The sequence below is a fragment of the Aurantimonas manganoxydans SI85-9A1 genome, from assembly GCF_000153465.1.
GTDB lineage: Bacteria > Pseudomonadota > Alphaproteobacteria > Rhizobiales > Rhizobiaceae > Aurantimonas > Aurantimonas manganoxydans.
Genome location: NZ_CH672387.1, coordinates 403,087 through 420,445 on the forward strand (window position 1 = coordinate 403,087; position 17,359 = coordinate 420,445).

13 protein-coding genes are annotated in these 17,359 nt (G+C 67.8%); 5 read left to right on the top strand and 8 right to left on the bottom strand.

Annotated features, from left to right (window positions below):
• The first annotated feature begins 33 nt into the window (after positions 1-33).
• The 3 genes from SI859A1_RS02160 to SI859A1_RS02170 are packed head-to-tail and all read left to right on the top strand — an operon-like array spanning position 34 to position 2,999.
• Complete coding sequence (locus SI859A1_RS02160) at positions 34-1,290, top strand: glycosyltransferase (RefSeq protein WP_081451308.1); 1,257 nt, start codon at positions 34-36, stop codon at positions 1,288-1,290.
• Complete coding sequence (locus tag SI859A1_RS02165; protein ID WP_009208232.1) at positions 1,290-2,087, top strand: WecB/TagA/CpsF family glycosyltransferase; 798 nt, start codon at positions 1,290-1,292, stop codon at positions 2,085-2,087. Before SI859A1_RS02160 ends, SI859A1_RS02165 begins: the two co-directional genes overlap by 1 nt.
• Positions 2,088-2,114: 27 nt before the next feature.
• Positions 2,115-2,999, top strand: a complete 885-nt coding sequence (locus SI859A1_RS02170) for a DUF6492 family protein (protein ID WP_009208233.1) — start codon at positions 2,115-2,117, stop codon at positions 2,997-2,999.
• Here SI859A1_RS02170 and SI859A1_RS02175 read toward each other — a convergent pair.
• Positions 2,971-4,284 carry a lipopolysaccharide biosynthesis protein gene (locus SI859A1_RS02175; protein WP_009208234.1) on the bottom strand — a complete coding sequence of 438 codons (1,314 nt, stop codon included), beginning with the start codon at positions 4,282-4,284 and terminating at the stop codon, positions 2,971-2,973. The two genes, SI859A1_RS02170 and SI859A1_RS02175, sit on opposite strands and share 29 nt — an antisense overlap.
• A 212-nt stretch (positions 4,285-4,496) precedes the next feature.
• On the opposite strand from SI859A1_RS02175, the gene SI859A1_RS02180 reads away from it, so the two are divergent.
• Both SI859A1_RS02180 and SI859A1_RS20130 read left to right on the top strand, forming a co-directional pair.
• A complete protein-coding gene (locus SI859A1_RS02180) occupies positions 4,497-5,477 on the top strand; it encodes an endo-1,4-beta-xylanase (RefSeq protein ID WP_244400871.1) in 981 nt (326 codons plus the stop codon).
• A 179-nt stretch (positions 5,478-5,656) separates the two neighbouring features.
• Positions 5,657-7,603 carry a GumC family protein gene (locus tag SI859A1_RS20130; protein WP_161600101.1) on the top strand — a complete coding sequence of 649 codons (1,947 nt, stop codon included), beginning with the start codon at positions 5,657-5,659 and terminating at the stop codon, positions 7,601-7,603.
• Positions 7,604-7,711: 108 nt separating this feature from the next.
• On the opposite strand, the gene SI859A1_RS02190 is transcribed toward SI859A1_RS20130, so the two are convergent.
• From SI859A1_RS02190 to SI859A1_RS02220, 7 genes are all read right to left on the bottom strand, one after another.
• Entirely contained in the window at positions 7,712-9,673 is a 1,962-nt protein-coding gene (locus tag SI859A1_RS02190) for a polysaccharide biosynthesis protein (RefSeq protein ID WP_148233710.1), read from the bottom strand.
• 77 nt (positions 9,674-9,750) lie between these two features.
• A complete protein-coding gene (edd, locus tag SI859A1_RS02195; RefSeq protein ID WP_009208238.1) occupies positions 9,751-11,568 on the bottom strand; it encodes a phosphogluconate dehydratase in 1,818 nt (605 codons plus the stop codon).
• 31 nt (positions 11,569-11,599) lie between these two features.
• On the bottom strand, positions 11,600-12,307 hold the full coding sequence (gene pgl / locus SI859A1_RS02200; RefSeq protein WP_009208239.1) for a 6-phosphogluconolactonase: 708 nt from the start codon (positions 12,305-12,307) through the stop codon (positions 11,600-11,602).
• A gap of 11 nt (positions 12,308-12,318) precedes the next feature.
• Positions 12,319-13,806, bottom strand: coding sequence for a glucose-6-phosphate dehydrogenase (zwf, locus tag SI859A1_RS02205; RefSeq protein ID WP_009208240.1), 1,488 nt, complete (start codon positions 13,804-13,806; stop codon positions 12,319-12,321).
• Positions 13,807-13,922: 116 nt separating this feature from the next.
• Positions 13,923-14,312, bottom strand: a complete 390-nt coding sequence (locus tag SI859A1_RS02210) for a response regulator (RefSeq protein ID WP_040325047.1) — start codon at positions 14,310-14,312, stop codon at positions 13,923-13,925.
• A 112-nt stretch (positions 14,313-14,424) separates the two neighbouring features.
• Complete coding sequence (locus SI859A1_RS02215; RefSeq protein ID WP_009208242.1) at positions 14,425-15,708, bottom strand: NAD(P)/FAD-dependent oxidoreductase; 1,284 nt, start codon at positions 15,706-15,708, stop codon at positions 14,425-14,427.
• A 3-nt stretch (positions 15,709-15,711) separates the two neighbouring features.
• Entirely contained in the window at positions 15,712-17,253 is a 1,542-nt protein-coding gene (locus tag SI859A1_RS02220) for a glutamine synthetase family protein (RefSeq protein WP_009208243.1), read from the bottom strand.
• Positions 17,254-17,359: the final 106 nt, after the last annotated feature.

Genomic DNA, 17,359 nt, shown 5'->3' on the forward strand with positions numbered 1-17,359 from the left:
TGCTCCTTGCAGCGCACACCCCTGGTTTGTCGGATGCATCTTCTCTTTCTCTCCTCGCTGCTGCCGGACGGCCGGCCGTCGACCGGATTCGAGATTGCCAATCACGCGATCGCGCAGTCCTACCGGCGGCAGGGCGTGCGGCTGAGCTTCGCCGGCTTTCGCCGACCCGGCAGCCGGCAGCCGGCCGCGGACGAGATCTGTCTCGGCGAGCTGGCCATCGAGAACGCCGCGGCGTCGCTGTCGCAGAAGATCGGCTGGGTGGGCGCCGCGACATTGCGCAACCTGCCGGTGTCGGCCGCCAAGGTAGCGGGGCTGACGCGGGACGGGATTCGCGCACGGCTGGCCGAGGCGGGGCCGGTGGATGGCTACGTGCTGAGCTCGGTGCAGATGCCCGCCGCCTATCCGTTTCTGGCGCGGGAGAAGCCTTCGATCTTCATCGCCCACAATGTCGAGCATCGCTCGGCCGCCGAGAATGCTCGCAACGCCGGCCGCCTGCACACGCGGGCGCTCTATGCCCGCGAGGCCGCGCTGTTACGCCGGGTGGAACACTGCATCTGCCGCGACGCGGCGGTCATCCACACGCTGAGCGAGGAGGATCGCGCCGCGCTGGGCCTTGCCGGATCTGCTCGCTGCCGGCCGTTGGCCCTGACGACGGGACGCTCGCCCCGCGCCGACGACGGCGTGCGCAGCCACGATGTCGGACTGATCGGCACCTGGAGCTGGGCGCCGAACCGCGTCGGGCTCGACTGGTTCCTGGCGCAGGTCGTGCCGCGCCTGCCGTCCGACATCCGCGTCGCCATCGCCGGCAGCTTCGACGGCACCCCGCCGGCGCTGCCCGGCAACGTCTCCTTCCTCGGCCGGGTCGCGGACGCACAGGCCTTCGTCGGTGCCTCGCGGGTGCTGGCGCTGGCGACCAGGGGCGGAACCGGCATCCAGCTCAAGACCATCGAGACCTTCGAGGAGGGCATGCCGGCCGTCGCGACACCGCAGGCCCTGCGGGGCGTCGGTGCCGTGCCGGCAAATGTCCGCACCGCAGACGATCCGCAGGATTTTGCCGACCGGCTGGTCGAACTGGTGGCCGCCGAGCGCGCCGGGGAGAGCGTGCGCATGGATGGCGCCGATTTCGTGCGGACGCAGACCGCCGCCCTGGATGCCGGCATCGCCGCCAGTCTCGATATGCTGCGCACGGCGTTGTCCCGCCGGGTGAACAACGGCACGGAGCAGCGGGACACCGCGCACATGGCCGGAGAAGCCGGGCAGGTCGCCCTGGCCGGCCGGGATCAGGCCTGATGGACGGCGGCCAGCACCTGCCCCAAGAGGCTTCCCCGCAGACGGCGATGGCCGAGCGCCGGATCGCCGGGATTGCGGTGGCCGACATCACCGGAGCGGACGCCATTCGCCGGCTGGACGCGGCCATGAGCAGCGAAGGCGCTCCGACGCGGCTTGCCTTCCTCAACGCCCATTGCGTCAATCTGGTGCGCGCGAACCCGGACTACCGGCGGGCGCTGGCCGCCTGTCTGGTGCTGCCGGACGGGATCGGCGTCGACATCGCCGCGCGCCTTCTCTACGGCGCGCGCTTTCGCGAAAACCTCAACGGCACCGACTTCGTCCCGCGGCTTCTGTCAGCGCTCGATCGACCGCTGCGCGTCGCGCTGATCGGCGGCGCGCCGGGCGTTGCCGAGCGTGCGGCAGGACGATTCGGCGAAATCGCGCCCCACCACGATTATGTGACCATCTCCGACGGCTATTTCGATGCGGCGGGACAGGCCGTCGTCCTGACCGCGCTGGAGCATGCGGAGGCGGATATCGTGCTGGTGGCGATGGGCGTGCCGGCGCAGGAGCTCTTCCTGGTCAACGCATTGAATTCGCGTCACGGTCGCCTGTTCGTCGGGGTCGGCGCGCTGTTCGACTTCCACGCCGGAAACGTGTCGCGCGCGCCGGCGCTCGTGCGTCGGTTGCGCATGGAATGGGTGTGGCGTCTGGCGCTCGAGCCGGCACGGTTGTGGCGGCGCTACATTCTCGGCAATCCAGCCTTTCTCCTCGGGATTCTCCGCGATAGGTTCGCGCCGCGTCACCCGATCGGCTGATGTGTTGAGGCCCGCGGGACGGAGACGATGACCTTGCAGTCGGCCATTGTGACGTCGAGCTATCGCGGCGATTTCGAGCGCTGCTGCCTCCTATGCGAGAGCATGGATCAGCGGGTCACCGGCCAAAGCCGTCATCTGATCATGGTCGAGGGTGCCGATGTCGCCCTGTTCCGCCAACTGGCCGGCCCGCGGCGCGAGATCGTCGACGAACGCGATCTTCTGCCGCGATGGCTGCGGCCGTTTCCCGATCCGTTGTCGCTCGGGCGTCGCCGCATCTGGCTGACGCCGAAGGGGCCGCCGCTGCGAGGCTGGCACGTGCAACAACTGCGCCGTCTCGCCATTTCCGCGCTGCTCGACGAAAAGGTCGTCGTGTCGGTGGATTCCGACGTCGTGTTCCTGCGGCCCTTCGATCTCGGCTGGTTTCAGCGTAACGGAGGGGTCGACTTCTTCCGGCGTCCAGGCTCCGTGGCCTTCCTCGACGAACCGGCCCGCGGCGAACACCGCGCCTGGTCGCGCCGGGCAGGGGCCATGCTCGGAATCGACGCGCCGGCGACGACCGACGAGGGATATATCGGAACGCTGCTTCCGTGGCGCACGGACACGGTGCGCGAGATGAAGGCCCGCATGGAGAGGGTCGGCGGCCGCGCGTGGATGAGCATCCTGGTCGGTGGGCGGGCGCTGTCGGAATGCACGCTCTACGGCCGCTTCGTCGCCGAGGTGGAGGACCGGCCGGACCGGCATGTCCCGACGGATGTCGAACTCTGCCACATGTACTGGAACGGTGCGGCGCTGGGCGCGCAGGCGCTGGCCGATTTCTCGCGCGGACTCGCACCGCATCAGGTGGCGGCGGGCATCCAGTCCTTCACCGGGACGGACCCGGCGCTCATTCGCCGGGCTGTGGGGCTGATCTGAGCCAGCGGCGCGACAGGCGGGTGCGCGGGCGCGACCAGTCGAAGGCCGCGTAGGTCGAGGACGCCGAGACGATCCACAGCACCAGGAACAGCCCGTTCAGGCCGAGGATCCAGCGTTCGGTATCGGGCGCGGCGCGCAGCAGCACCACCAGAAGGCCGGCCTTGATCAGGCCGACAATGGCGAGGATCAGCGCGCGCAGGCCGGTCTTGCCGCGCGCATAGAGCAGTTCGCTCTCGTATTCGATGAGATTACGGAAGGCCGGGACGAACAGCGCGACGAGAACCAGCGGCGCGGCGTCGGCAACATTGCGGCCGAGGAGCGTGGGGTAGACGTGCAGGATGCCGCCGAGGACCGCCAGCCCGGCGACCGAGACGACCGCGACGATCGCTTCCAGCCCCCAGCGCATCTTCCAGTCGGCGATCCAGCCCGGGCTCTTCATCAGCTTCTGCACGATCATCGTGTTGGCCGAGCGGATCGGTAGCGCCGTCAGGTCGATCAGGCGCATGAGGATGGCGTAGATGCCGGCCATCTGTGGTCCGCCCAGCGACAGGACGAGCAGCTTGTCGAGCTCCGACTGCAGATAGAAGATGATCTCGGCGCCGGCCACCGACAGGCTGTCGCGCCAGCGCGCCAGATAGAGCGCTGGCCGGAAGCGCAGCCGCTGGCGGGGGTAGAAGCCGACGATGGCGAAGAGCGCGGCGGCGGCATTGGCCGTCATGTAGACCCAGGACCATTCCAGCAGGGTGCCGCTGCCGACAAGGACGAAGCCGACCGCGGCGGCGGCGCGGATCGCCGAGCCGGCGATGACGATGCTGGCGCCTCGCCCGAAGCGCCCGAGGCCGTTATTGACGATGACCACCACTTCCAGCGCCCGCCAGAAGAGAATTTCCGCAGTGACCACGGCGACGAAGGCGGCGATGCCCATCTCGCCGTCGAAGAAGGCCGCATAGAAGCCGGCGGCGGCCATGGCGACGACCGGCAGCGACAGGAGGAAGGCGACGAGCAGGCCGGCCGTATAAGTGCCGACCAGACGCTGGCGCACCGTCGCCACCCGGTAGAGCGGCGAGACGAAGCCGAAGCCGCCGATGCGCGACAGGACGATGCCGGTGGCCGACGCGGTGGCGAACAGGCCGAAATCGCCGACGGACAGGCCGTTGGCGATGCTGACGAAATAGGCGAGCGACAGGACCAGCCGGCCGGCGGATCCGCTGAGCAACCAGGCGTAATCGCGGATCACGCTTAGGTTGCCCTTAAAGCTTTCGATCCAGACTGCTGTGCGTGGCATGCTCCAACCTTCGGGAGAGCGATAGGCAGATGACGATACACCACCGCGGGCGCGATGCACGTTCCAGGTTGCGAAGCGTGCACCAGCCGGAAGCAGCCGCGCCCGGCGGCTCGTCTCCGACTAGCGCGGGAAGTTTAACGCGCCGTTCCCTTCTGGGCGCCGGGGCCGCGCTGGCGTTGGCGCCAGGTGCGGCATCGGCCGCCGGAACCGGTGTGCGAGCGGCCGGCGGCGTGCCGCTGGGCGGCGCCATCCAGGCCGAGTTCATGGAGGTCGACCCCGGCTACAAGCAGGCGTTTCTCGATCATTGCGACCTGATCATGCCGATGAACGGGCTGAAGTTCAGCCTCGTCCATCCCGCGCCCGGCCAGTGGAATTTCGAGCCCGCCGACCGGGTGGTCGATTTTGCCCTTCAGAACGACCGGCTCAGCCGGGGCACCTGCCACGTCTGGTGGGGCGCGACGCCGGACTGGGTGGAACGGCTCGACACCCCGGCCGCGGCGGAGGCCGCGCTGGTCGACCACATCGAACGGATCGGCGACCGCTACAAGGGCCGGCTGACCGGATGGGATGTCGTCAACGAGGTCATCGCCAACGATCCGGCCACCGAAGGCCCGCTGCGCCAGACCGTCTGGCTGGACAAGCTGGGTCCGAAGCACATTCCCATCGCCTTTGCGGCCTCGGCCCGGGCCGATCCGCAGGCGCGGCTGGTGATCAACGACTACGATCTGGAGTTCGTCGGCCCGCGCTTCGACGCGCGCCGGGAGATCATGCTCGGCATCGTGCGCCAGCTGCAGGACGGCAATGTGCCCGTCCACAGCGTCGGCATGCAGGGGCATCTGTATGCGGGACGTCAGATCGACAGGGAGGGGCTCGAACGCTTCCACAAGGAGCTGGACCGGCTCGGCGTCGGGCTGATGGTTACCGAGCTGGATATCATCGACTGGGAAACGCCGCCAAGCAACGCGGCGCAGGACGAGACCGCCTACGGGCTGGTCTCCGACCTCCTCGACGCGATCTTCGCCTGGAAACCGCCGCAGGCGGTGACCGTCTGGGGCATCACCGACCGCTACAGCTGGGTGCCGGATGTGCTGCCGCGGCCGGACGGCCATCCCGACCGGCCACTCCCGCTCGACCGCGACCTGCGCCCGAAGCCGTGGCTGGAGCTGCTGAAATCGCGCCTGCGGGCCGGCTGACCGGCGGAAAGTTCCGCTACGGACGCGGGTCTTAACCGTTCATTAGCCATGATTGCCCACAGTTGGTCGGCAAGGTCCGGCACTTGACCCGGGCAGCTGTTCTGCGGATCGATATGGCTATGTTCTCATCGGAGACGAACCCGAACGCACCGTACGCCGCGCGCCCGTCGGGGCCGCAGATGCAGGATTCCAACGGCTCGCTGATCGACCCGGTGCATGTCTTCCAGTCGGTCTGGTCGGCGCGGCGGCTGATCATCCTGACGACCATCTTCGGGCTGTTGCTCGGTGTCGCCTTCGCGCTGTCGATGCCGAAGAAATACACCGCCTATTCGCAGATCTTCGCCGATCCGCGCGACATCAAGGTGGTGCAGAACGAGGTCACGCCGAACGGCCTGCCGACGGAGGCGACCCTCGCCTTGATCGAGAGCCAGATCGCGGTCATCAACTCCAACGACCTGATGGCCAAGATCGTCGAGGCAGCCGATCTGACGTCGGACCCCGAATTCAACGGCCAGGGCGAATCGCTGTTGCCGTCGCTGGAAAGCCTCGGCCTCACCAGCCCCACGATCGCGTCGACCAACGAGCGCTTCCTGCAGACGATGGAGAATCTGCGCGAGGCGACCGGGGTCTCGCGCGATGCCAAGAGCTTTATCCTCAACATCTCCGTGACGACCGAAAGCCCGGAGAAATCCGCGGAGCTGTCGCGTCTGGTCGCCAACACCTTCATCGACCATCTGGCAGAGGTCCAGTCGGACACGGCGGGGCGGGCGACCAACGCGCTCTCCTCGCGTCTGACCGAGCTGCGGGAGAAGGTCTCGGCCGCCGAACAGGCGGTGGAAGACTACAAGTCCGAGAACGAGCTCGTCGGCGTTGGCGGGCAGCTCGTCGACGACAGCTACATCCTGCGGATCAACGACGAACTGTCCCGCGGCCGGGCCAATGTCACCGCCCTCAGGGTCAAGGCCGAGCAGATGTCCAAGGCCAGTGTCGACGACGTGGTCGAAGGGGCCTTTCCCGAAGAGCTGACGTCGGAGGCGCTGACGCGCCTGCGCGGTACGTATTCGGACCTTGCCCAGAAGACCGCGTCGCTCGCGGCCACGCTCGGGCCCCGGCATCCGCAGCTGATCGCCAGCCGACAGTCGCTGGCCTCGGCGCGCGACGCCATCCGCTCCGAGCTCGCCCGGATCGTCGCCGGGGCGCAGACCGATCTTGCCCGCGCCGAGCGCACCAATCGCGATCTCACCAAGCAGCTCGACGAGCTGAAGTCCGATCAGGTGGCGACGAGCGGCTCCTTCGTGCGGCTGCGCGAATTGCAGCGCGAGGTCGAGGCCTCGCGGGCGGTCTATGAATCCTACCTGCTGCGGGCCCGGGAAACCGGTGAGCAGCAGGGCATCAACACGGCCAATGTCCGGGTGATCTCGGAAGCCACCCCGCCGCTGCGGCCGTCCAGTATGTCGCGGCGTCTGGTGGTCGGGGCCGGCGGCATGCTGGGCTTCCTTGCCGGGGTGTTCCTTGCCGGCGTCGGTGCGATCTCCGAGCAGTATCGCAACGCCATGCGGATGCGGGCGGAGATGGCGGCACGGCCCCGTCCGGCGGGCTTCAGCACCTCCTACAGCTCGGCCGCGACCGGTCATTTCGGCAATGGCGGCGGGTATTCCACGGCCATCGTTATGGCCCCTGGCGACGGCGCCATGACCCCCGGCGCCGAGACCAAGGACGACGACTTCCGTCCATCGGTCCATGCGAGCGCGCAGGATCAACGGCGCATGGCCGAGGCCATGCCGATTGCGGAAGAGCCCGTGTCCGTCGAGGCAGGCTCGGCAACGGTCGAGACCGCCGCGTCGGAGGATCGCCCTGCTCCGGCGAATGACGGAGAGGATGCCGCAGCTCCCGCGCAGGCGGCGCTAGATGCGGACAGCGTGGGCGAAGACGAGACCCTGCCGCCGGCCGTGCGGCGGCGGACGCTGCGCGAGCGCATCCGCGCGCTGGGCGGCGATCTTCCCGATCCCGCCGACAGCGAGACGCCGCAGGCCGGCGACGACGAGGAAGTCGTGCGGCTGCAGAACGACATCGCCGCGGTGAAGAAGCACATCGCCGACATTCGCGGCCGCCGCCAGGCACTGTAGTCCCGGCACGCGGTCCGCGCGGATCGACGACAGGGGAGGTGAGCGCGCGGAGTGTGTTGCGGTCGCGGCCAGTTCAGCCAGCGCGCCGCATTGATGCTCCGACGCGGATCAGGCCGGTGCCGGCGGTGTCGGCTGTGCCAGACGCGCCGGGTCGGCGCCGGTGTCGTCGTCGATGATTGCCGGCTGGTATTCCGGTACGATGCGCCTGAGGATGTCCAGCGCGCGCTGGGCATCCCCGGCCGCGACAGCGCCCTCGATATTGGCGAAGCTGCGCGACAGGAGCTTCACGTCGCTGACCCGCGAGCCGGCGATGAGCAGGCCGGCGCGGCCGGTCTCCTCGCGCGTCTCGCCCTCGCCGAACAGTTCCTCGTAGAGCTTTTCGCCCTTGCGCAGCCCGACGAAGCGGATGTCGATGTCGATATGCGGCTTCAGCCCGGCGAGCTGGATCACCCGCTCGGCGAGTTCGGCGACGCGGATCGGCTTGCCCATGTCGAGCACGAAGATCTGGCCCTTGGCGCGGGTATCGGTGATGCCGTGGCCCGCCGCGTGCAGGATCAGCCGCGACGCCTCGGGAATGGTCATGAAGAAGCGGGTGATGTGCGGGTGGGTGACCGTCAGCGGCCCGCCCTTTTCGAGCTGCGAGCGGAACAGCGGGATCACCGAGCCGGTCGAGCCGAGGACGTTGCCGAAGCGCACGGTGATGAAGCGGGTCGCGTCCTGATCGAGATCCAGTGCCTGGCAATAGGCTTCGGCGGCCCGCTTGGTCGCGCCCATGACGTTGGACGGGTTCACCGCCTTGTCGGTCGAGATCATTACGAAGGCGGAGGCGCCGGCGGCAAGGGTCGCATCGGCGACGTTGCGGGTGCCCAGGAGGTTGGTGTCGATCCCCTCAACCGGATTGTCCTCGACGATGGGCACGTGCTTGAGCGCGGCGGCATGGAAGACGACGTCGGGGCCGACCTCGGCGAACAGCGTCCGGATGCGGTTGCCGTGACGCACGTCGACGATCCGCGGCAGGATCGGGACGGTGGGGAATTCGTCGGAGATCTGCCGGGTGACCGACCAGAGATTGAATTCGGAATTGTCGATGAGGACGAGACGGCGCGGCGCGAAGCGCGCGATCTGGCGCACGAGTTCGGAGCCGATCGAACCGCCGGCGCCGGTGACGATAACCAGCCGGTCTTTGATCAGCCGTTCGACCTCGGCGATGTCGAGATCCACCTCCTGGCGCCCCAGGAGATCTTCCAGCGCGATCGGCAGCGGCTCGATCGGGCGGTTCTCGTCGACGATTCCCGTCTGGCTGATGTCGGGCAGCCGCTTGACCGTCACGCCCAGCGGCGCGCAGGTGGCGACGATGCGCGACAGCCGCGCGGCCGGAATGTCGACCTCGGTGACCACCAGCTCGCCGACCGGCGTGCCCCGCTTCTCGGCCCAGACGATGGTCTGTTCCAGTTCGGCCAGCGTGCCGAGCACCCGGATGCCATGCAATTGCCGGCGCCGGTTCTTGGACTTCTCGTCGATGATGCCGACAATGGCGTCCTGCCGGCGGTTGCGCCGGCTGTTGCGGATGAACAGGTCGGCATTGTCGTTGAAGCCGTAGAGCAGGAGGTCGCGCTTGGTGCCGGCGATGGCCGAGGCGGCGAGGCTGCGGCGGTCGAGGCGCCGCTCCTTCATCAGCCGGTAGGCGAGGCGGGGGCCGCCCAGGCCGACGATCATGATGAACCAGGAGATCACGATCGTGGAGCGGGGCAGGAAGGCGCCGCGGAACAGCAGAAAATGCAGCAGCAGGAAGGCGAGGTTGATGAAGGTGACCGCCTTGACGATCGACAGCACGTCGAGCAGCGAGGCATAGCGCCAGGCGCCGCTGTTGAGCGAGAAGAACGGAAAGCAGACCGCGCTCAGTGCCGTATAGGCACCGATCAGAAGCCAGATCTGCCAGACGCTGAACAGCGGCTGCCATCCCCAGGCGATCGACATGGCGATGGTCATCGACACCGCGGCGATCAGGATGTCGTGGACGATACCGAGCTGTCGCAGGGAAATGGCCAGCATGCTCTTGGCGAAATTCATCAACAGGAATCCATGGTTCCGCCTCCTCGGGCAGACCATTTAGTGCGCTATCATGCGAACGCGCGCCGCGGAAGCCGTCAAAAGACGCTGGCGCCTGCGTCAGCCGTGCCCACTGCCGCCCGGAAAGTGGCGAACAATTCCCGGCCCATGCCGAATTCGTTGCCGCTGAGATCGGGGTCGGCGAGGGGCCGCGCGGCCAGTTCGTCGGCATCCACGAGGATCTCCAGCGTGCCGCCATCGGCATCGAGGCGGACCATGTCGCCATCGACCAGCCTGGCGATCATTCCGCCGGCCTTGGCTTCCGGCGTGACGTGGATCGCTGCGGGCACCTTACCGCTGGCGCCCGACATCCGCCCGTCGGTGACCAGCGCCACCTTGTGACCGCGGTCGAGAAGAACGCCGAGCAGAGGCGTCAGTTTGTGTAGCTCCGGCATGCCGTTGGACTGGGGGCCCTGGAAGCGGACCACGGCGACGAAGTCGCGGTTGAGCTCGCCGGAATCGAAGGCCGCCTTCATGTCGTTCTGGTCGTGGAAGATCTTCGCCGGTGCCTCGACGATGCGACGTTCGGGCCGGACGGCGGAGACCTTGATGACGGCCTTGCCGAGATTGCCCTTGAGCATGCGCAGGCCGCCATTGGACGAGAAGGGCTGGTCGGCGGTGGTCAGCACCTTGGGATCGCCGCTGTGGGCCGGGGCGGCTTCGCGCAGCACGGTCTCGCCGTCCGGCGCGAGGCGCGCTTCCACCGTATAGGCGCGCAGGCCATGGCCCCATGCGGTCCGCACGTCCTCGTGCAGCAGGCCGCAATCGAGCAGTTCGCGGATCAGGAAGCCCATGCCGCCGGCCGCCTGGAAATGGTTCACGTCAGCCAGGCCGTTCGGATAGACGCGGGCGAGCAGCGGCGTGATGTCCGACAGGTCGGAAATGTCCTGCCAGGTCAGCCTGATGCCGGCGGCTGCGGCCATCGCCACCAGATGCATGGTGTGGTTGGTCGAGCCGCCCGTGGCGTGCAGCCCGACGACGCCGTTGACCACGGCGCGCTCGTCCACCACCAGGCCGGCCGGCGTGTATTCGTTGCCCAGTGCGGTGATCGACAGGGCGCGCTTGGCCGCTTCCCGCGTCAGCGCATCGCGCAGCGGCGTGTTCGGATTGACGAAGGACGAGCCCGGCGTGTGCAGGCCCATGATCTCCATCAGCATCTGGTTGGAATTGGCGGTGCCGTAGAAGGTGCAGGTGCCAGGGCCGTGATAGGACTGGGATTCAGCGGCGAGCAGTTCCTCGCGCCCGACCTTGCCCTCGGCGTAGAGCTGCCGGATGCGGCTCTTCTCGTCATTGGGCAGGCCCGAGGTCATCGGCCCGGCCGGCACGAAGATCGCCGGCAGATGGCCGAAGGTCAGGGCGGCGATGGTCAGGCCCGGCACGATCTTGTCGCAGACGCCCAGATAGACGGCGGCGTCGAACATGTCGTGGGAGAGGCCGACGGCGGTCGCCATGGCGATCACGTCGCGCGAGAACAGCGACAGCTCCATGCCGGCCTGGCCTTGTGTGACGCCGTCGCACATGGCCGGAACGCCGGAGGCCACCTGGGCGGTGCCGCCCATGGCCCGGGCCGTCTCGCGGATCAGTTCGGGATAGCGCTCGAAGGGCTGGTGGGCCGAGAGCATGTCGTTATAGGCGGTAATGATGCCGAGATTGGGCGTCTGGTCGCCCGACAGGCGGGACTTGTCCAGCGGACCGCAGGCGGCGAAGCCATGGGCGAGGTTGCCGCAGGTCAGGGTCGAGCGCTTCGGTCCCTCGGCGCCCTTCGCCATGATGCGCGCCAGATAGGGTTCGCGCGTCGGAGCGGAGCGCTCCCGGATGCGGTCGGTGATCTCTGCAATGCGCGGATCGACGGTCATGGGATTGACCTCCTGGACGGTGAAAGGGGCGTCAGGGACACCAGAAGACGTTGGCCGGGTCCTTGCGCGGTGCTTCGAGGACCGCCCGGATCGGCAACTCCTCGACGGGGCCGCCCCCCAATGCCTTTTCGTAGACGGCGAGCTTTTCCTCCCCTTCGATGTGGATCGCCAGGAGCCGCGCTTCCACCAGCATCGGCAGGGTCAGGGTGACGCGGGGCTCGCCGGCCCCGGGCGCACGCATGGCGACGACCGGCTCGGTGGTCTGCGGGTCGATGGCGGCATCGAGATTGTCGCCGCCCGGAAAGAACGACGCGGTATGGCCGTCCGTGCCCATGCCGAGCACGGCAGCGTCGAGCGGACGGGCCAGCCGCCGGAAGCGCTCGGCGAGATCCTCGCGCGCGTCCTCGGGCGTCTCGGCATCGAGATAGAAGGGAATGAAATGCGCCGCCGCGGCGCGGTTCTTCAGGAGCCTGTCGGCGACCAGCGCAGCGTTCGAGCGATCGCTCGTCGCCGGCACCCAGCGTTCGTCCACCAGAAGCACGTTGACATTCGGCCAGTCGATCTCGGCCTGCGACAGACGCTCGAAGAAGCGCTTCGGCGTCGAACCCCCGGAGACCGCCAGGGTCGCCGTGCCGCGGGTGGCGATGGCGCCGGCAAGGACGGCGGCCACGCCGACCGCGAGGGCCTCGGCCAGGGCGTCGCCATCGCGGTAGCGGTGCAGGACGGGGGCTGTGCTCATTCCGGATCGCCTCAGTCGGGTTCGTGCCAGGTGCGGCCGTCGCGCTCGATCAGCGCCACGCCGGAGGAGGGGCCCCAGGTGCCGGCCGTGTAGCCCTGCGGCTTCATGGATTTCTCGGCCCAGGCCTGCGGGATCGGGTCGATCCAGTTCCAGGCCGCCTCGACCTCGTCGCGGCGCATGAACAGGGTCTGGTTGCCGCGGATGACATCCATCAGCAGCCGCTCATAGGCGTCCGGGTTCCGTACCCGGAAGGATTCGGCAAAGCTCATGTCCAGCGGGACGTGGCGCAGACGCATGCCGCCGGGGCCGGGGTCCTTGATCATCAGCCACTGCTTGACGCCCTCGTTGGGCTGCAGCCGCATGACGAGCTGGTTCTGCTGGATGCTGCCCGAAAGACCGGCGAAGATCGAATGCGGGATCGGCCGGAAGGTGACGACGATCTCCGACATGCGCTCGGACAGGCGCTTGCCGGTCCGCAGATAGAAGGGCACGCCGGCCCAGCGCCAGTTGCCGATCTCGGCCTTGATGGCGACGAAGGTCTCGGTGTCGCTCTGGGCCTCGCCGAGATCGTCGAGATAGCTGCGCACGGCAGCACCGTCGGAGGCGCCGGCCTTGTACTGGCCGCGCACCGTGCGGCTCTCGACATTCGACGCATCGATCGGGGTGAGGGCGCGCAGCACCTTCAGCTTTTCGTCGCGCAGGGCGTCGGCGTCCAGCGTCGGGGGTGGCTCGAGGGCGACCAGGCACATCAGCTGCAGGATATGGTTCTGCACCATGTCGCGCAGCGCGCCGGCCTTGTCGTAATAGCCGGCTCGGCCTTCCAGCCCGACCGATTCCGCCACGGTGATCTGGACGTGGTCGATATGGGCGGAATTCCAGATCGGCTCGTACAGCGCATTGGCGAAGCGCAGCGCCATCAGGTTCTGCACCGTCTCCTTGCCGAGATAATGGTCGATACGGAAGACCTGATCCTCGGTGAAGTAGCGGCCGATGATGTCGTTCAGTTCGCGGGCCGATTCCAGGTCGCGGCCGACGGGCTTCTCGACGACGAGCCGGGTGTTGGCGTCGACCAGACCCTTCTCGCCAATGCGGCAGGCAAGATCGGCGAACAGCGCCGGGCCAACCGCCAGGTAGAAGGCGCGCACGCGCGTGCCATTGCCATCCTCAACGCCTTCCAGGAACGCCTTCAGCTCGTCCCAGCCCTCGTCGGCGCGGGCATCCACCTGGCGGTAGTGCAGGCGCGAGACGAAGCGTTCGACCGACGTCGTGTGGGTGTCCTCGGGCTTGACGTGCTTGGCGATCGCTTCGCGGGCGAAGGCCCGGTATTCCTCGTCGGAAATATGGGTGCGCGAGGCGCCGATGATCCGCGAATCCTGCGGCATCTGCCCGTCATGATCGCGATGATAGAGCGCCGGAAGCAGCTTGCGCTCGGCAAGGTCGCCATTGCCGCCGAAGACGACATAGTCGAACGGGTCGACGGGAATGATCTGGCTGGACATGTATCGTCCCTCTGCAAGACAGTGAGCGGGGGAAGCCGTTCCGTCCGCTGTGTAATCTAATCGATTGAATTATTCCATAGCCGCGGTGAGCCGGCAAAATCATTCGCGCCGGGCGCTCAGGCCGCGGCCTCGCGCCGGGCGAAGGCCCGCGTGACCGCCTCGAGCATGCGGACGTCGTCATAGGGCTTGTTGATCGCTTCGCTCGCGCCGGCTTCCGGAGGCAGATCAAGATTCTCGCCGTAGCCGGTGACGAAGATGTAGGGCACGCTCCGCGCATTCAGCGGCGCGATCAGCGCGAAACCGGTCTCCGAACCGAGATTGACGTCGAGCAGCGCGACATCGATCGTTTCGGTCTCGATCAGCCGCAGTGCCTCGGCGACATTCGCGGCGGTCAGGATCCGCGCCATGCCGTTGTCGAGCAGCAATTGCTCGGCATCGAGCGCGATGATCATGTTGTCCTCGACGATCAGCCCCGTGCGGCCCTTGAGAATGTCGAGATCTGGCATCGTGTCGTCTGCTCCTGGGGCCGTCATGGTGCGTCGGTTGGGCTGCCTGCCTGCCGGTTGCGGGCGATGGGTCCTGCCGCGCACGATCCGAATATGTCGCGCGGGCCGGATTTTAGAAGCGGTCGCGCAGGGAAAACCAGGTCATTGCGAGGAAAAGCAGCGGCGCGCGCAGTCGCCGGCCCCCCGGAAAAGCGGGAATGCGCAGCGCCTCGAAGTCGGCGAGGCGGTCGCGATTGCCGTTGACGCGCTCGGCATAGAGGCGGCCGGCGAAGTTTGCGAGCATGACGCCATGTCCGGAAAACCCGCCGATGGTGGTGATCCCCGGTGCCAGGCTGCGCACATAGGGCAGGCGCTCCATGGTGATGCCTACCGAGCCGCCCCAGGCGTGGCTGAGGCGCACGTTAGCGAGATGCGGATAGACTTCGGCGATCTGCTTGCGGATGTGCCGCCCGATGTCGCCGGTAGCGGAGGTGTAGGCCTCGCGGCCGCCGAACAGCAGGCGGCCGTCGCCGCTCTTGCGGAAATAGCGCACGACGAAGCGGGAATCGTCACAGGATTCGCCGCCGGGCAGAACCGCGTCGGTGTCGGCAAGCGGCTCGGTCGCGCCGATGAAGGAGCCGATCGGCATGACATGGGCGTCGACCTGCGGGTCGAGGCCCCCGCCATAGGCATTGGTGGCGATCAGCACGCGCTCGGCGCTGACCTCGCCATGGGCGGTGACGGCGACGATGCGGCCAGCGCGCCGGTCGAGCCGCTCGACATGGCTGTTCTCGAAGAGCTGCGCTCCGGCCTCGGCCGCGACCCGGGCGCTGCCGACGACCAGCTTCATCGGGTTGATATGGCCGGTACCGGTGTCGCGAATGCCGCCGAAATAGCGGCGCGAGCCGAGCCGGTCGGCAGTCTCGGCGGCATCCATGAAGCTGACATGGGGATAGGCGTAGCGGGTCGTCAGGTCCTCGACCTGGGCGCGGTAGTCCTTCAGGTAGCGACGCTTGTGGACGACCGAAAGCTGGCCCTCGCGGTAGTCGGCGTCGATGCCGTTGGCGGTGATGAACTCCGTCAGATGGGCCTTGGCTTCCTCAGCGAGATCGAACAGGGCCTTGGATCGCTCGAAGCCGTAGGCTGCCTCGATCTCCATCGGCCAGAGCCGCTGGCCGGTGCCCATCTGCCCGCCATTGCGCCCCGAGGCGCCATCGCCGAAGCGATGCGCCTCCAGTACCGCCACGGCGACGCCGGTGCGGGCCAGATGCAGCGCCGCCGACAGGCCTGTGAAGCCGCCGCCGACGACCAGCACATCCACATTGCGGCTGCCGTCCAGGGCCGGATAGGTCGGCCGCTCGATGCTGTCATCGTACCAGGAGCGGCCGGGGGCGATGGGGGACTGGTATGCCGGCAAGGCTCAGACCTGCAGGAGCAGGAACTCGCGTTCCCAGGGGCTGATCACCTGCATGAAGGTCTCGTGCTCGCCGCGCTTGATACCGGCATAGGTGCCGACGAATTCCGGGCTGAAGACGGTATCGAAATCCTTCTCGGCCTCGAAGATCGCCAGGGCTTCCAGGAGCCCGCGGGGCAGCGAGATGACGCCGTCCTCATTGACGGTCCGGTCGGTCGGGCCCTCGGGCGTGAGGTTGTTGACCATGCCCAGATAGCCGCAGGCGAGCGACGCCGCGATGGCGAGATAGGGATTGGTGTCGGAGGAGGGCAGGCGGTTCTCGACGCGGCGGCCGGCGGCGTCCGAGGTCGGCACCCGGAAGGCGGTGGTGCGGTTGTCGTAGCCCCAGGCGGTGTTGGTCGGCGCGGCCATGCCGTAGGTCAGGCGGCGATAGGAGTTCACGTAGGGCGCCATCATGATCAGCGCTGCCGGCACGTAGCGTTGCATGCCGCCGAGAAAGGCGAAGAACAGGTCGGAGGCCGAGCCGTCCTCGTTGGAGAAGACGTTGCGGCCGGTCGCCTTGTCCACCACCGACTGGTGAATGTGCATGGCCGAGCCCGGCTGGCCCTGAATGGGCTTGGCCATGAAGGTGGCGTAGATGTCCTGGCCGAGCGCCGCCTCGCGGATGGTGCGCTTGAACATGAAGACCTGGTCGGCGAGCTCCAGCGGGTCGCCATGGCGCAGATTGATCTCGAGCTGCGCGGCGCCCTCCTCGTGGATCAGCGTGTCGATCTCCAGCCCCTGCGCGTCGGAATAGTCGTAGATGTCGTCGATCAGCTCGTCGAATTCGTTGACGCCGCCGATGGAATAGGACTGGCCAGACTGGATCTGCCGGCCGGAGCGGCCGATCGGCGGCACCAGCGGATAGTCAGGGTCGACATTCTTGGAGACGAGGTAGAATTCGATCTCCGGTGCGACGACCGGCTTCCAGCCCTTGGCATCGTAAAGCGCCATCACCCGCTTCAGGACATTGCGCGGCGTGTAGCCGACGGCCACACCGTTCTGGTCGACGAGGTCGCAGATCACCTGGGCGGTCGGATCGCTCTCCCACGGCACCCGGCACAGGGTGGACAGGTCGGGGACGAGCTTGAGGTCGCCGTCGCCGGGCGAATAACGGAACTCGCCGCTCTCCTCGGGATACTCGCCGGAGATCGTGTGCATGAACAGCGCCGACGGCAGTGCCAGCGAGGTGTTGGCGGTGAACTTCTTGGCCGGCATCATCTTGCCGCGCGCCACGCCCGCCAGATCCGGGGTGATGCATTCCAGATCGTCGATGCCGCGTGCGGCAAGCCAGCCCGAGGCCTCGTGCATGGAGGCGACGCCGCGCTTGGATTCCAGATGGGCGCCGTCGTTCACCGGCACCTTGACCGGGGCCGGGTCGCGCCTGGCATTCGGCGCGCCCTTGACGGCGCTGGCCTCGTTGCCGCCGACGCGGCCGGTCTTGCGACCGTAATCGATCCGTGCGGGTCCGCTCGGACGCGGCGATTTCGGAGGTTTCGTGCTGGTCATGCCATCCTGCGGGGAAGCGCCTCTCGGGCGGATTGGGCCGGAGTGTAGCGTGCCGGACGGGGGTGAGGGAAGGCGGGGGGCGTGCCGGGATGCGCCGCCTTGGCGA

Bases quoted from the DNA above. Each gene is read 5' to 3' on its own strand.
- SI859A1_RS02170 (WP_009208233.1), top strand. From the start codon at position 2,115: ATGACCTTGCAGTCGGCCATTGTGACGTCGAGCTATCGCGGCGATTTC.
- edd (WP_009208238.1), bottom strand. From the start codon at position 11,568: ATGACCGTCGATCCGCGCATTGCAGAGATCACCGACCGCATCCGGGAG.
- zwf (WP_009208240.1), bottom strand. From the start codon at position 13,806: ATGTCCAGCCAGATCATTCCCGTCGACCCGTTCGACTATGTCGTCTTC.
- SI859A1_RS02175 (WP_009208234.1), bottom strand. From the start codon at position 4,284: ATGCCACGCACAGCAGTCTGGATCGAAAGCTTTAAGGGCAACCTAAGC.
- SI859A1_RS02165 (WP_009208232.1), top strand. From the start codon at position 1,290: ATGGACGGCGGCCAGCACCTGCCCCAAGAGGCTTCCCCGCAGACGGCG.
- SI859A1_RS02220 (WP_009208243.1), bottom strand. From the start codon at position 17,253: ATGACCAGCACGAAACCTCCGAAATCGCCGCGTCCGAGCGGACCCGCA.
- SI859A1_RS02210 (WP_040325047.1), bottom strand. From the start codon at position 14,312: ATGCCAGATCTCGACATTCTCAAGGGCCGCACGGGGCTGATCGTCGAG.
- SI859A1_RS20130 (WP_161600101.1), top strand. From the start codon at position 5,657: ATGCAGGATTCCAACGGCTCGCTGATCGACCCGGTGCATGTCTTCCAG.
- SI859A1_RS02190 (WP_148233710.1), bottom strand. From the start codon at position 9,673: ATGAATTTCGCCAAGAGCATGCTGGCCATTTCCCTGCGACAGCTCGGT.
- SI859A1_RS02160 (WP_081451308.1), top strand. From the start codon at position 34: ATGCATCTTCTCTTTCTCTCCTCGCTGCTGCCGGACGGCCGGCCGTCG.
- pgl (WP_009208239.1), bottom strand. From the start codon at position 12,307: ATGAGCACAGCCCCCGTCCTGCACCGCTACCGCGATGGCGACGCCCTG.